Source organism: Paraburkholderia sp. J8-2 (assembly GCF_905220195.1).
GTDB lineage: Bacteria > Pseudomonadota > Gammaproteobacteria > Burkholderiales > Burkholderiaceae > Paraburkholderia.
Window position 1 is genome coordinate 241,995 of the sequence record NZ_CAJMZA010000009.1, and the last position, 13,789, is coordinate 255,783.

Here is a 13,789-nt window from a genome sequence, read left to right on the forward strand (position 1 = left end):
GTTCGCGGGCTTTTTTCATGGCGCTGTCATCGCGCCACTACCGTCAATGCAAGCGCCTCACACCGCCATCGGCGCAGTGAGCGGTTCATGATGGCGGTAGTCCACGAGCGAGAAGTCCGACGGCTCGACCTTTTCGAGCCACTCCGGCTCATAGACGCCCGTCTTCGCGTACTCGGGCACGCGCTCGGAAATGGCCAGACGCGGGCTCGCATACGGCTCCCGGCGCAACTGCTCGTTGAGCATATCGAGTTGATTCTCGTAAATGTGCGCGTCGCCGATGAAGTACGTGAACCAGCGCGGCGTATAACCCGTCAGCCGGCCCACGAGGTGCAGCAGCACCGCGCCTTCGGTCAGGTTGAACGGCGTGCCGAGGCCCACGTCGTTGCTGCGGATATACAGGCACAACGAGATTTCGCGCTTCGTCGGGTTCGGCACGAACTGATACAGCAAGTGGCAAGCCGGCAGCGCGATCTCTTCGAGCACCGCCGGATTCCAGCCATGAAACAAAATTCGACGGTCGGTCGGGTTGTTCATGATCGTGTCGAGGCACTGACGCAGCTGGTCGACCGCCTTGTAGAGCAGCACCTTGGCTCGCCCATCCTCGGTAAATTCTGCGACGCGCGCGTAGCCGCGCGATTGCGCGTCGGCGAGCTGCGCGGCGGCTTGGGCGTCGAGCACCTTGTAGGCTGGCCAGCGCCGCCATTGCACGCCGTACACGTCGCCCAGATCGTCCGTGCCTTCGCGGTACGGATTGGCTAGCCACTGGGCGTTCTCGTTCGCGTTGGCGTCCCAGACCTTGCAGCCCAGCGCGCGGAAATCGGCAGCGCTGCGCGAAGCGCGCAAAAATCCGATCAGCTCGCCCACCGCCGACTTGAACGCCAGTTTCTTCGTCGTCACCGCCGGGAAGCCGTCCTGCAGGTCGAAGCGCAGCATGGCGCCCGGCTGGCTGATCGTGCGGATACCGGTGCGGTTTTCCTGCCAGGTGCCGGTGTCGAGAATCGAGCGGACGAGCTCGAGATACTGTTTCATGCGCGGTTCCCTCGTCGGGCACATAGCGCCCGGGTCGGATTCAGGATGGAAAAGGAGGATTTTACCCGGCGCGCGCGTCCCGGGTCGGCCGCGCCGAAAGCGCGAGTCCGTCACGAAACGGGGACAAGGGCGAAACGCCCGCAGGACGGGCTACGAAGAGCCCTGGGAAAAGCTCGCGGCGCAACGAGTCGCAGCGAGATGAAACACCATGACAATGACCCGCCACAAGCGACGGCGCGCGCTCAACGCACGGCGCACGAAAGCGCCGGCCGCTTCAAGCAACCTGAATCAGACTCGAACAACCTCACCGCGCCTCAACCGCCCGACGCCAGCCCGCCCGGATGCGGCGCGAGTGGCTCGCTTTCCATGTGGCGCATGCCATGCGCACACAAGAGCCGGTACAGCGTCACGCGCGAGATGCCAAGCTCCTGGGCGGCGTCGCCAAGACGGCCGCGGTGGCGCAGCAGCGCAAGTTCGATGGCCTGACGCTCGGCGGCTTCGCGCGCCTGGGCGAGCGAGACCGGCACCACTTCGACGTAGTCGCCGAGTTCGAGATCGCGCGCCGTGATCGCGCGGCCCTCCGACATCACGATGGCGCGCCGCACGCGGTTGATCAGCTCGCGCACGTTGCCGGGCCAGCTGTAGTTGTGCAGCGCCGCGATGGCGTCGGGCGAAAAGCCGCGCAGGCGCCGGCTACCGTCCTTCTTGAAGCGCTCGAGCATGTGCCGCGCGAGCAGTTCGATGTCTTTGCCGCGCGCGCGCAGCGGCGGCTCGTCGATCTGCAGCACGCACAGGCGGTGATACAAGTCCTGGCGGAAGCGCCCTTCCACCATCGCCGCGCGCATGTCGACGTGGGTGGCCGAGATGATGCGCACGTCCACCGGAATCGACTGATGGCCGCCCAGCCGCTCGATCTTGCCTTCCTGCAGGAAGCGCAGCAGGCTCGCCTGGCTTTCCATGGGCAGGTCGCCGATTTCGTCGAGAAAGAGCGTGCCGCCGTTGGCCGATTCGACGCGCCCGACCTTGCGCTGGCTCGCGCCCGTGAACGCGCCGCGCTCGTAGCCGAACAGCTCGGACTGCAGCAGGTGCGGGGGAATGGCGCCGCAGTTGATCGGCACGAACGGCGCGCTACGGCGCGACGAGCGCTCGTGGATCGCCACCGCCGTGAGTTCCTTGCCCGTACCGGATTCGCCCGAAATGAACACCGGCGCGTCGGTCAGCGCGACCTTGCGGATCGAGCGGAACAGCGCCAGCATCGCCTCGCACGAGCCGACCATTTCGCCTTCGCTGCCGCCCGTGGTGTCGTTGGAGGCGACTTCGCCGAGCGAGACCATGCCATACGCATGGCCAACGGAATCGACGATGCGATCGCCGTTCCAGGGGACCGTTACGTAATCGAAACAGTAATCGCGCACCAGACGGCGCAGCGTTGCGTCCTGCAGTTGCCCGGTCGTGGTCGCCGCCACCCAGCCGACGTTGGGCAGCGTGAGGCACGGCTCGAATGAGCCGATTTCATGCAGATGAAATTCGCTTGATAGATCGAGCAAGCCCCCCGCGGGCATACCTGCGCGAAGCGCCCGCCGCGCGTCCCGTGCGTTGCCGACGATCTCCACCTGCCAGCCACGCTCGTGGAACCGCTCGTTCAACGCTTCGACCGGTTTTCGCGTCACGTACACCAATTGCCGCGTTGCAGGTTCCATTATTCAGATCCTCTTGCCAACACCATCGTTTGGGAATGACGGCACGCACCTGAATGTACAGACACGCAGCAAAAAGCGACTTTCGCGTACCTGCAAAAAAACAGTGAACGCGCATGCTTTTGCTGACAGTGAATCCCCGAGTTGTGGCGTGTGTGTCAACTTGCCCAGTTGCGGGCTTTTTCTTTTAGGCATTACGGCTTTTTCTGAAGCTTACTATAGCCTCATGGCACTTGGATAGAATTTATGCAATTGGAATGCATAAGGGACTGATGGAAATGTTTCCACCTGTTTCCCGGCATTTTGTCAGTGCAGAAATAATTACGGATGTTTCCATTCTCTGAATAGTTAAGCGTCTGGCGCGCAAACGTTCTCCTTTGAAACCATATGGCATTCCAAATGGGTTTAAACGGCCTCACGTTTCAGCGCTGAAACATTTTGGCGAATATCCGCCATTCAAAGTTTGCAGAGAATAGTGCGGTTCGAAGCGTATCAATGGATTGCGGGCGATGGCACACGTTTCGCTAAATGTCTCGCACCAGGAGATACGCCATGCGACTCAACATCCAGCAGGTCCTGCGCAGTGTCATCGGCTACGGCAGCGCATGCGCCGCCATGCTCGTACCGGCCGCCCTCCTCGTCCTCTCGCCCGCCGCTCGCGCACAGGCGCCGGACGATGCGTCAGCCGCGCCAAACACGGTTGTCAGCGTCGCGAACGCCGCCCCGGATGTCGTTCCTGCAACACCTGCGGCACTCGTTCCCGCCACGCTCGCCGTAAGCGCGCCGGCCGACGATACAAACGCCGCCGCCACGGACTCGACCAGCGCCACGGCCACCAGCGCGCAGGCGCCGGCCGACCCTGTCGCCTCTGGCAACGATGGCGCCTTCGCGGGCATCGGCTCACTCGACGATCAGACGCTCTCGCGCCAGCGCGGCGGCGCCGTCGGCATGGTGATGGTTGCGGCCACGCCACAACTGATGCGTGGAAACAACAACGTGACGCTCTGGGACGAAATCGCGCCGCCTGCACCGCTGCCGATCCCCGTCGACGCCACGCAGAACGCGCAGGGCAACCTCGCAAGCTACACGAGAAAGTGACGATGAGATAGCACCCGTGCCGCCTGCGGCGCGGTGTCCGGTTCGCGGTGAATAACGCGAAGCCAGGACAAATGGACCGGACAAGGCGCCCATGCGCCGACTCCGGCCAGGAGGAGACCAGAATGACAGCACGCAACTCGACGCGCGGCGCAAGCCGCCGCTCGATCCAGGCCGCCGCCGCCCTGTGCGGCGCCCTGGCCGCGAGCGTCACAGCGGGCGTGTACGCCCAGCAGGTGACGAATCCCGGCGACATCATCGTCGAACGCGACATCACGCCGCGCAGCGCCTTCGACAACGTGCCAAAGAGCCAGGACCCCGTGCTCGTGCGCGCCACGACCTTCCCCAAGAACAGCTTCGACCCGGCGATCGCGACGCTCGTCACCGACACGGACCTCACCAACGCGCACGGCTCGAGTGGCGTGAACGCGAACGGCGCCTTGAGCGCGCAAACCGCCGGCGTGCAGGCGCTCACGCGCATTCTCACGGGCAGCGCGACCGGCGCGAACGTGGCGGCCGGCCCCGGCGCGAGCGCCGGCGTAGGCGGCGGCCTCGGCGGCACGATTTCCTCGACGATCACAGGCGCGCTCGCCCCACTCTCGGGCGCCATGGGAGGCATGAAATGAGCCGTTCTGTCCAGACGCCATGCACGTGGCGCACGCTGCGCACGGCGCTTCCCGGCGCGCTCGTCTGCGCCGCCGCGCTCGCCTTTGCCAGCGGCGCGCAGGCCCAGGTCAGCGTCGGAGCGACGGCAAGCATCGCCCCGGGCGCCGCCACCTCGACGACGGGCGCGCTCACCGTGAACGAAACAGCGGGGGTCGACAACGCCCAGGCCAACCAGCTGACGATCACGACCGGCAACGTGTCGATCAACGTGAACGGCGACGACCAGCTCGCCACCGTCACGGCGCGGCTCAAGGGCGCGACCGCGACGATAGGTACAGGAGCTTTTGCAAACGCGAACGGCGCAATGATGGTGAATCAGTCGGCGGGCGTGGGCAATGTCCAGCGCAACACTGCACTCATCAGCAGTGGTGCGATTGGTGTGGTGGCGGTCTCGGACGGGGAATTGTCCGCGGCGGCTGCCCAAAACGGCAGTCGGGGGCAAATGGCCCAGGCAGGGGGTATTCGTGAGGTACGCATCGACAATGCGGCATTCAGGAATGCGACGGGCCTCGTGCAGGTGAACCAGACAGCCGGCGCCGGTAACGCTACGGCAAACAGTTTTGTGCTCCGTCCCCCGGCGGGCACTCTTTTTTAACTGACCACTCAGTATCGGAGCGAAATCATGAAGCGCACCCTCATAGCAGCGGCAGTTCTCGCGTCGGCGGTAGGTTCCGCTCACGCGGCTAATTCGGCGTATCTGTTCAACGCCACAGGCGTAACCCAGTACGTCGGCATCGAAGGCTTTGTCGCGCTGTTCGGCTGCGTCTCGGTTTCGAGCACCGCTGGCGCCGTCATCAACAACAACCAGACTACCGGCGGCGGCACGCTCATTCCGCAAGCGCAAAGCTATAACAGCGGCAAGGTGACGACGACGTTCAACAACACGAATTTCAGCGTGATGGGCACGGGCAGCAACACGTTCACGAAGTCGTCGAGTTCGAGCGAGTCGAGCATGTCGTCATCGTCGAGCAGCCAGTCGAGGACGCATGATGTCAATGCATCGACCACGAAGAGCTCGTCGAGCAGTTCGACCTTCAGCAAGTCGCTCGACGCAAGCGCGAGCGCCGACTATCACGTCAAGACCGATAACGGCAGCACGCACGACCACACGACATCGAGCACCTTTAGCGATACGGGCAGCGCGGCTCTCGGTACGAGCTACAGCAGCGTTGGCAACAACACGTCCACGAAGTCGCAGAGCGGCAATGGCAGCCTGACAGCCAACGCGTCGTGGTCGCACAGCGGCAACCCGCACAATGGCTCGGCAAGCTTGAACCTCAGCGGCTCGGAAAGCACGTCGCACACGAAGACGAATTCGCATAACAACAGCGACACGACGAACGTCGGCGCAGCGTGGGATGTGAACAACGCCAAAAACACGAGCAACAGCTCGACCACCGCCAACACGGCTTACGCCGACGGCACGGCGAGCGCATCACTCTCGGCCAGCGTGAGCGGCTCGAGCAGCAAGACGAAGGACTCAAGCAACACGTATGCCCATACGTACAGCGAATCGAGCACCAGCGCGAATTCGCATGAACATCAGTCGTCGCACCAATCGAGCTCGACCAAGAGCTGGGGCTATAGCGTGAGCGACACGCTCAACACCGTCGACGAGCACACGACCGGCTACGTCACGCAGCACATCAACACGCAACAAGCCGGCACGCTCGACGCCAACACAGGCAGCAACGCGGCAACCGGCGTCACGGGCAACCTTGGCGTGAACATCGCGGAAGGCATCAACAACGCGCAAAGCAACGATGTCGCGCTCGCTTCCGTCGACATGGGCAACGTCTTCGGCAACGCGCAGATCTTCAACACGCAAAGCTCCAGTGGCCGCGCGAACGTGAAGAACTTCAATCTGAACGCGTCGGTCGGTGACGGCTCGCTTGCGAACGTCTCGGGCAACGTCGGCGTGAACGTCGCATCCGGTATCGGCAACGCGCAGAACAACAGCCTCGCCGGCTCGGTGACGACGGCAAACCCGGGTTCGGCCTCGACGGTTGCAATGGTCGCGACGGATAACAACGTGCAGAACGCCAACATGTCGGCAACCGGCCAGTTCCAGGGCACGGCTAGCCTCGGCGCCAATACGCTCACCGGCGCGCAAGGCAACATCGGCGTGAACATTGCCGGCGGCATCGGCAACCTGCAGCACAACGGCATGGCAATCGCCGCGATGAACAACGGCCACTAAGCACGGCTGGCAGTACCGCAGGAACTGGGCTCGTCCCAGGCAGTAACGCAGCAAGCAACGCGCGCCGGCTGTCCCACCGCAGCCGGCGCGCAAACCAGAAGGCAGGAGACCACCATGTCCGGGCCCCTCTCGACCCCGGCGTCAAGGATGTTTGTGCTCGCGCTGACGCTTACCGCCAGCGCGGCGCTTGTGCCTGTGCATGCACAGCAGTCGACGCTCGACGCGACCCACCTCATCGGCGTGCCGGTGAAGCTTCCGGTCCACTCGATGCGGGACCTGCGCTATCGCAGCATCGTCAGCCAGCAGTATGACTACAGCTGCGGCGCTGCCGCACTCGCCACGCTGCTCAAGTACGGCTACGGCATCGACATCCCCGAACCTGAGTTGATCCGCCAGATGATGGTGTTCTCCACACCCGAGGTGGTCGTCAAGAACGGCTTCTCCATGCTCGACATGAAGAAGTTCGTGGAGACGATCGGCTTGCGCGGCCGCGGCTTTCGCGTCAACACCGACGCGCTCTACCACCTGCAGATTCCCGTGCTGGTGCTCATGAACATCGATGGCTACGAGCACTTCGTGATCGTCAAGCATGCCGAGAACAGCCGCATCTTCATTGCGGACCCCGCGCTCGGCAACCGTATCGTCGCCGAAGACGACTTTGCCAGGACATGGAACGGCCTCGTCTTCGCGGTGCTCGGAAAACCGTTCCTGGAGGATTCTCCGCTGTTGCAGAACAACGAGTCGCTCGCGCTCAAGCTGCGTGAAAACGCACTGCTCAATGGCACGGCCGCGACTCCCTTCTTCGAATACGGCCTCGATAAGGCCGTCATGTTCTGAAGTCCGAAGAATCATGAAACGCAACCTCTCACAGTGTGGCATCGCGGCAGCTGTCTCCGCGCTCGCCTGCGCTTTCTCGAGCGGTGCGCTAGCGGCCGATGGCATCGGCTTGCCGCAGCCGGTGCCGGCGTTTCTCTCGAACGCCGACGCGCAGGCGCCAGGCATCCGCTGCGAGGCCGTCGGCGACGACGTGCTCGCGCATCAGACCGGCAAATATGCCGGCAGCAACATGATTTCCGGGTTCGTTCTGAACCTGCTTTCTCAATGGCAATTGCCAAACGGCGCGGCCGCAGTCGCGCAAGGCGCGCTTGCGGTCGCCCAGAACGCGGCCAACCAGGTGAGCGCGCAGGTCAAGACATATGCAGCCGTGATCGACCCGACGCAGGGCGGAACCACGAGCGCGAACAGCGGCGCCAACCCGAACGCGACGGCCACCGGCGGCCAGAACGTTTCGGTCAACGGCGTTTCGCAGATCACCCAGGTGGCCGGCAATGGCAATACGGGCGCCAATGCCGCAACCATCTCCTACGACAACAACGCGCCGCAGGTCGCCAACCTGCCAGGCGCCAACCAGTCGAGCGCGTCCGCCTCTAACGCGAGCGGCAGCATCAAATCGGGCATCTCGTTCGGCAGTAACGGCGTCAATGTCACGCTGCAAACGCCGGCCGGCATCGCCACGCAAAACGTCATGCCGGGCAACGCGCAACAGGCCGGCGCGATCGCCCAGCTACTCCAGGTCGCAGGCAATAACCAGCAGGTCGCCAACCAGTTGCAACTGAGTCTGCAGACGCAGCAGATGACGTCGCAAATGATCCGGCAGTCCGGCGTATTACAGGCGCTGCGAAATCTCCACTAACCGAGGGCTCATCACGAGGCGCACCAACAAGGAGACCACCACGCGGGCAAGAGTCCGCGCGAGCAGCAGCACTTTGAATGAGGAGCATCGACGTGCGCGGGCGCGGAACCAGGGGGTTCCGGTTCGCGCCCGCATTCGATCCCGGGGGAAGAAGAATGAAGATGATGTCAAGGACGGCCACGCCGCACGCGACGCTGGCCGCCATACCAGCAGCGGTTTTGCTGTTCGCGCTCTCGCAGTCCGCCCACGCGCAGGCGCTTCAAAGCCAGTCGATCGAAGAGCGGCTGAACACCCTCATGCGGGTGGTAGACGAGCAGCAGCGGCAAATCCAGTCACTCGAGCGCCAGGTGACGAACCTCGAAATGGCGCAACGCGGCCGAGGCATGCCGGGCGCAGGCGCGCCCGACGCCGCGTCGGACGCAACGGTTGCGGAGCAGCCCGGCGCCGACGGCCTGCCGGTGCCCCTGCCGCCGCTCGCCCAGGCGCTGCCGGGCGCCACTGCGCCCGGTGCGCTCACCGGCACGGCAACCGGTGTGCCGGTGAACCCGCCTTCGCCCGACGCCGGAGCGACCAGCGGCGCGACCGGCACCGCGGCCGCGAGCGGCCCGCAGCAGGGCGCGCCGGTTGGCGTGAACCCCAACGGCAGCCCGACCGTGGGCGAAACCCAGAAGAACGCCGAGCCCTCGCGCACGCAAGCCGAAGAAGCGGTCGTGCAGCGCGAGCACGCACCGCTCTTCGACCACAAGCTGACATTGGACTGGGGTATCAGCGACAGCTACTACGATCGCCGCCAGCTGCAGCTTTCGGGCTTCCTCGCGCTCGACGCGATCTTTCTCGGCAACATCAATCTGGGGCAGACCAAGTCGCACCAGATCACCGCCGACCTGGACACGCGCTACGGCCTCACCGACCGCATGAGCGTGGACGTGGACGTGCCGTACGTGTACCGCCACAGCACCTTCATCGTGGGCGGCGCGGGCGGCTCGGCGAGCACGCTCACGGACGCATCGGTCAATTCGAACGCCATTGGCGACGTGAACTTCGGGATCTACTACCAGTTCCTGAAAGAGACCAACAGCATTCCCGACGTAGTCGGCAGCCTGCGCGTGAAGACGGCGACCGGCACCTCGCCGTTCGGCATCAAGGTGCAGCAGATCACGCCCGACAACACCAACCTCGTCGCGCCGAGCAAGCTGCCCACGGGCACGGGCTTCTGGAACGTGACGGCCGGTCTCTCGGTGCTGAAGACCTACGACCCGGTGGTGCTGTTCGGCAGCCTCTCGTACACGTACAACATCTCGCGCTCGTTTGCCGACATCTCCTCGGTGATCGGGCAGACCGAGCCCGCCGAAGTGAAGCTCGGCGACATCATCCAGTTCGGCGGCGGCGTTGCGCTCGCCTTCTCGGACAAGGATTCGGCAAGCATTTCGTACACCATGGCCATCGAACCGCAGTCGAAGACGAAGTCGCCCGGCGGCAGCTGGACCGGCGTGCCGGGCAGCGAGACCACCGCCTCGGTGCTCAACTTCGGCCTGAATCACGTGGTCAACAAGCACTTGACGATCAACGGCGCGGTCTCCGTCGGGCTCACGCCCGATGCACCGAACTTCGTCGTCGGCGTGCGTTTCCCTTATACCTTCTGATGTCATGAGGCCGATCGTGCGCGAATCCTCACATCTGGGCGCCACCGTGACACCGCTCGCAGGAGCCGGTCAGCGTCTCGCCGTGACCGGACCGCCCCCTGCAGGCGCTGCACCCGACGCCGGCCACCCGGGCGATGCGAAGTCCGAGACAGGTCTCGATCGCACCTTGCTGTACGTCGCGCGCGCGCCCGACCCGCTGCTCAGCGCCTACCTGAAGAGCCGCGGCTGGGAAATCGCAACCGCGCGCACCGCGCACGAAGCATCGCGCCTCGTGAAGCCGGAGGCGGCCTATGCCGGCATCGTCGATGTCACCGGCTTCGCGCCGCGCGAGTTCGCGGGCCTCGAGACGATCCTGCGGCTGCAGCAGGTCGGATGGATCGCGCTCACCGACGACTCGCGCTTGACCGACGCCGAAGTGCGGCGCCTGATCCGCCACTACTGCTTCGACTACGTGCACGTGCCGGTCTCGCACGCGACGCTCGACTACCTCGTGGGCCACGCGTTCGGCATGGTGTCGCTGTGCGATCTCGACGCGCCGGGCGCCGCCGCCGCGAGCCAGGACGACGACGAGATGGTCGGGACCTGCGAGGCGATGCAGCAGCTCTTTCGCACGATCCGCAAGGTCGCCAATACCGACGCCACCGTGTTCATCTCGGGCGAATCGGGTACGGGCAAGGAACTCACCGCGCTCGCGATCCACGAGCGCTCCGCGCGGCGCAAGGCGACGTTCGTGCCGATCAACTGCGGCGCGATCCCGCATCATCTTCTGCAATCCGAACTGTTCGGCTATGAGCGCGGCGCCTTCACGGGCGCGAACCAGCGCAAGATCGGGCGCGTCGAATCGGCCAACGGCGGCACGCTCTTTCTCGACGAAATCGGCGACTTGCCGCTGGAAAGCCAGGCGAGCCTGCTGCGCTTCCTGCAGGAAGGCAAGATCGAGCGGCTGGGCGGCCACGAGCAGATTCCCGTGGACCTGCGCATCATCTCGGCCACGCACGTCGATCTCGAAACGGCGATGCGCGACGGCCGCTTTCGCGCCGACCTCTTTCACCGCCTGTGCGTGCTGCGCGTGGACGAGCCGCCGCTGCGCGCACGCGGCAAGGACATCGAAATTCTCGCCCACCACGTGCTGCACAAATTCAAGCAGGACAGCGCGCGCCGCATACGCGGCTTCACGCCCGACGCCATCGAGGCGATGTACAACTACAACTGGCCGGGCAACGTGCGCGAGCTGATCAACCGCGTGCGCCGCGCGATCGTCATGGCTGAAAGCAAGCTGATTTCGGCGGAGGATCTCGATCTCGCCCACTTCACGGCGCAGCAGACGGTCACGCTCGCGCAGGCGCGCGAAGCCGCGGAGCGGCGCGCGATCGAGGCGGCGCTGCTGCGGCACCGGCACCGGCTCACGGAAGCCGCTGCCGACCTCGGCATCTCGCGCGTGACGCTCTACCGGCTAATGGGCACGCACGGCCTGCGCGACGAAAAAACGCTCTTCGACGGCGAAGCGGAGAACCAGGCGGAATTGCCGCCCGACGTGCAGGAGTGAAACGGACGCCGGGGCACGACAGGGCAAGACAGGGCACGAGTGAGCGCGCCGGGCCGCCCGGCGCGCTCAGGTAGAATCGCTGCGAACAGCTTACAACCTCGCACCTCTACCCTTTCGATGACGACGCTCACCCTCATCGTCGCCCGTGCCCGCAACGGCGTGATCGGCCGCGACAACGCGCTGCCCTGGCGGCTCCCCGAAGACCTCGCGTTCTTCAAGCGCACCACCATGGGCGCGCCCATCATCATGGGCCGCAAAACGCACGAATCGATCGGCCGCGCCTTGCCGGGCCGCCGCAACATCGTCGTGACGCGCGACGCGGGCAAGCGCTTTCCCGGCTGCGACACCGCCACGAGCCTCGACGAAGCGCTCGCGCTCGCGGCGCTGGATCAGGCGCCTACGGCATTCCTGATCGGCGGCGCGCAGCTCTATGGCGAGGGACTGGGCCTCGCGCATGAGCTCGTGGTGACGGAAATCTCCGCGGACTTCGAGGGCGACGCCACCTTTCCCGCACCGGACCCCGACGTGTGGCAAGAAACGTCGCGCGAGACGCTGCATGCGAATGCGCCGAACGACTTCGACTTTGCGTTCGTACGCTACGTGCGGCGCGATTGATTAACTGGGCGCGCAATGCTACCCGAGCGCGCGCCTGCAATCTGCCGCCCAAAAGCACAACGGCACGCCTTGGCGTGCCGTTGTTGATTGAGGATTGAGCCTGCGGAAAAGCCGCTTACTGCCCCGCCACCGTCATACGGTCGATCAGTACCGAGCCGGTTTGACGCGTACCGCGCGCGAGCGTATCCGCGCCCACGGCGACGATGTGGTGGAACATCTCCTGCAGCGTCGAAGCCACCGTGATTTCCTCGACCGGGTACTGGATCTTGCCGTTCTCCACCCAGAAGCCCGACGCCCCGCGCGAATAGTCGCCCGTCACGAAGTTCACGCCCTGCCCCATCAGCTCGGTCAGCAAGAGGCCCGTGCCGAGCTTCTTGAGCATCGCTTCGAAGTCGTCCTCGGGCTTCGTGAGCGAGCTTTGCAGATGCAGGTTGTGCGAGCCGCCGGCGTTGCCCGTGGTCTGCATGCCGAGCTTGCGCGCCGAATACGACGACAGGAAATAGCCCTGCACGATGCCGTCCTTGACGACTTCGCGCCGCTGCGTGCGCACGCCCTCTTCGTCGAACGGCGCGCTGCCGGCCGCACGCGGCACATGCGGGTCCTCGACGATCTGGATGTGCGGCGCGAATACGGGCTTGCCGAGACTGTCGACGAGGAACGACGTCTTGCGATACAGCGCGCCGCCGCTCACGGCCTGCACGAACGCGCCGAGCAGGCCAGCGGCGAGCGGGGCCTCGAACAGCACGGGCACCTTGCGCGTGTCGAGGCTGCGCGCGTTCAGGCGCGAGAGCGCACGCTCGGCCGCATAGCGCCCGACGGCTTCGGGCGCGGCCAGCTCGGCCGCGCTGCGCCGCGAGGTGTACCAGTCGTCGCGCTGCATGTTGCGGCCGGCGCCTGCGATGGGCGCGCACGAAATGTAGTGGCGCGAGTACGGATAGCCGTGCATGAAGCCGCCAGAGGTGGCGAGCACGAACTGCGAATGCTGCGCCGACACGCTCGCGCCTTCGGAGTTCTTCACGCGCGGATCGACAGCGAACGCGGCATCTTCGGCGCGGCGCGCGATTTCCACGGCCTCGTCGGCCGAGAGATTCCACGGGTGGTAAAGGTCGAGGTCGCGCGGCGCGGTTTCGAGCAGCTCGCGCTCCGCGAGGCCCGCGCAGTCGTCGTCGGCGGTGAAGCGCGCGATGTTGTACGCGGCCGCCACCGTGTCCTTGAGCGCCTGCGGCGAAAAATCGGAGGTGCTCGCGTTACCGCGCTTGTTGCCGATATAGACGGTCACGCCGACCATCTTGTCGCGGTTGTGCTCGATCGTCTCGACCTCGCCGCGGCGCACCGAGACGGACAAGCCGTCGCCTTCGGAGATCTCGGTCGCGGCGTCGCTTGCGCCGAGCGCATTGGCGTGCCGGAGGATGTCGGACGCGATCTCCTTCAGTTCGTCCTGGGTGTGCGGGAAAAAGCGTTGCCGGGCTTCGATGTCTGCTGCCATTGTCGTTACGGTCCGGTTCTGGGCCGATGCGGCCCGCTGATGTCGTGTTTCGCTGGTGTCGCTTCGAGTGCGACCGGTGCTTCGGAACGCGCTGCGTTCGCAAAGCGCATCACGCGATC

Annotated in this window: 12 protein-coding genes; 9 read left to right on the forward strand and 3 right to left on the reverse strand. The window is 65.1% G+C overall.

What is annotated here, in order from left to right; genetic code table 11:
- Positions 1-57: 57 nt before the first annotated feature.
- Together U5A52_RS21635 and U5A52_RS21640 are read right to left on the reverse strand one after the other, a co-directional pair.
- Positions 58-1,029 carry a thymidylate synthase gene (locus U5A52_RS21635; RefSeq protein ID WP_321912593.1) on the reverse strand — a complete coding sequence of 324 codons (972 nt, stop codon included), beginning with the start codon at positions 1,027-1,029 and terminating at the stop codon, positions 58-60.
- Between the two features lie 314 nt (positions 1,030-1,343).
- Positions 1,344-2,729: a sigma-54 dependent transcriptional regulator gene (locus U5A52_RS21640; RefSeq protein ID WP_321912595.1), complete on the reverse strand. Its 1,386-nt coding sequence runs from the start codon at positions 2,727-2,729 to the stop codon at positions 1,344-1,346.
- A gap of 549 nt (positions 2,730-3,278) precedes the next feature.
- Between U5A52_RS21640 and U5A52_RS21645 the strand changes: the two genes are divergently transcribed.
- From U5A52_RS21645 to U5A52_RS21685, 9 genes are all read left to right on the forward strand, one after another.
- The gene (locus U5A52_RS21645) at positions 3,279-3,824 is read left to right on the forward strand and encodes a hypothetical protein (protein WP_321912597.1); all 546 of its coding nucleotides are present in this window, start codon (positions 3,279-3,281) and stop codon (positions 3,822-3,824) included.
- Positions 3,825-3,946: 122 nt separating this feature from the next.
- The gene (locus tag U5A52_RS21650; protein ID WP_321912599.1) at positions 3,947-4,447 is read left to right on the forward strand and encodes a hypothetical protein; all 501 of its coding nucleotides are present in this window, start codon (positions 3,947-3,949) and stop codon (positions 4,445-4,447) included.
- Complete coding sequence (locus U5A52_RS21655; RefSeq protein WP_321936126.1) at positions 4,444-5,082, forward strand: hypothetical protein; 639 nt, start codon at positions 4,444-4,446, stop codon at positions 5,080-5,082. The genes U5A52_RS21650 and U5A52_RS21655 overlap by 4 nt, the downstream gene beginning before the upstream one ends.
- A gap of 27 nt (positions 5,083-5,109) precedes the next feature.
- A complete protein-coding gene (locus tag U5A52_RS21660) occupies positions 5,110-6,687 on the forward strand; it encodes a cell wall anchor protein (RefSeq protein ID WP_321912602.1) in 1,578 nt (525 codons plus the stop codon).
- A gap of 114 nt (positions 6,688-6,801) precedes the next feature.
- Positions 6,802-7,524: a C39 family peptidase gene (locus tag U5A52_RS21665; protein ID WP_415765922.1), complete on the forward strand. Its 723-nt coding sequence runs from the start codon at positions 6,802-6,804 to the stop codon at positions 7,522-7,524.
- A gap of 13 nt (positions 7,525-7,537) precedes the next feature.
- Complete coding sequence (locus tag U5A52_RS21670) at positions 7,538-8,380, forward strand: peptidase C39 (protein ID WP_321936127.1); 843 nt, start codon at positions 7,538-7,540, stop codon at positions 8,378-8,380.
- Positions 8,381-8,544: 164 nt separating this feature from the next.
- The gene (locus U5A52_RS21675; RefSeq protein ID WP_321912658.1) at positions 8,545-10,023 is read left to right on the forward strand and encodes a hypothetical protein; all 1,479 of its coding nucleotides are present in this window, start codon (positions 8,545-8,547) and stop codon (positions 10,021-10,023) included.
- A 16-nt stretch (positions 10,024-10,039) separates the two neighbouring features.
- Positions 10,040-11,569, forward strand: coding sequence for a sigma-54 dependent transcriptional regulator (locus U5A52_RS21680; RefSeq protein ID WP_321912606.1), 1,530 nt, complete (start codon positions 10,040-10,042; stop codon positions 11,567-11,569).
- Between the two features lie 117 nt (positions 11,570-11,686).
- Entirely contained in the window at positions 11,687-12,184 is a 498-nt protein-coding gene (locus tag U5A52_RS21685; RefSeq protein WP_321912608.1) for a dihydrofolate reductase, read from the forward strand.
- A 115-nt stretch (positions 12,185-12,299) separates the two neighbouring features.
- Here the strand turns inward: U5A52_RS21685 and pmbA are convergent, their stop codons facing one another.
- A complete protein-coding gene (gene pmbA / locus U5A52_RS21690; RefSeq protein WP_321912609.1) occupies positions 12,300-13,670 on the reverse strand; it encodes a metalloprotease PmbA in 1,371 nt (456 codons plus the stop codon).
- Between the last annotated feature and the right edge of the window lie 119 nt (positions 13,671-13,789).

Coding starts and splice junctions, on each gene's coding strand:
- U5A52_RS21635 (WP_321912593.1), bottom strand. CDS start 1,029: ATGAAACAGTATCTCGAGCTCGTCCGCTCGATTCTCGACACCGGCACC.
- U5A52_RS21640 (WP_321912595.1), bottom strand. CDS start 2,729: ATGGAACCTGCAACGCGGCAATTGGTGTACGTGACGCGAAAACCGGTC.
- U5A52_RS21645 (WP_321912597.1), top strand. CDS start 3,279: ATGCGACTCAACATCCAGCAGGTCCTGCGCAGTGTCATCGGCTACGGC.
- U5A52_RS21650 (WP_321912599.1), top strand. CDS start 3,947: ATGACAGCACGCAACTCGACGCGCGGCGCAAGCCGCCGCTCGATCCAG.
- U5A52_RS21655 (WP_321936126.1), top strand. CDS start 4,444: ATGAGCCGTTCTGTCCAGACGCCATGCACGTGGCGCACGCTGCGCACG.
- U5A52_RS21660 (WP_321912602.1), top strand. CDS start 5,110: ATGAAGCGCACCCTCATAGCAGCGGCAGTTCTCGCGTCGGCGGTAGGT.
- U5A52_RS21665 (WP_415765922.1), top strand. CDS start 6,802: ATGTCCGGGCCCCTCTCGACCCCGGCGTCAAGGATGTTTGTGCTCGCG.
- U5A52_RS21670 (WP_321936127.1), top strand. CDS start 7,538: ATGAAACGCAACCTCTCACAGTGTGGCATCGCGGCAGCTGTCTCCGCG.
- U5A52_RS21675 (WP_321912658.1), top strand. CDS start 8,545: ATGTCAAGGACGGCCACGCCGCACGCGACGCTGGCCGCCATACCAGCA.
- U5A52_RS21685 (WP_321912608.1), top strand. CDS start 11,687: ATGACGACGCTCACCCTCATCGTCGCCCGTGCCCGCAACGGCGTGATC.
- pmbA (WP_321912609.1), bottom strand. CDS start 13,670: ATGGCAGCAGACATCGAAGCCCGGCAACGCTTTTTCCCGCACACCCAG.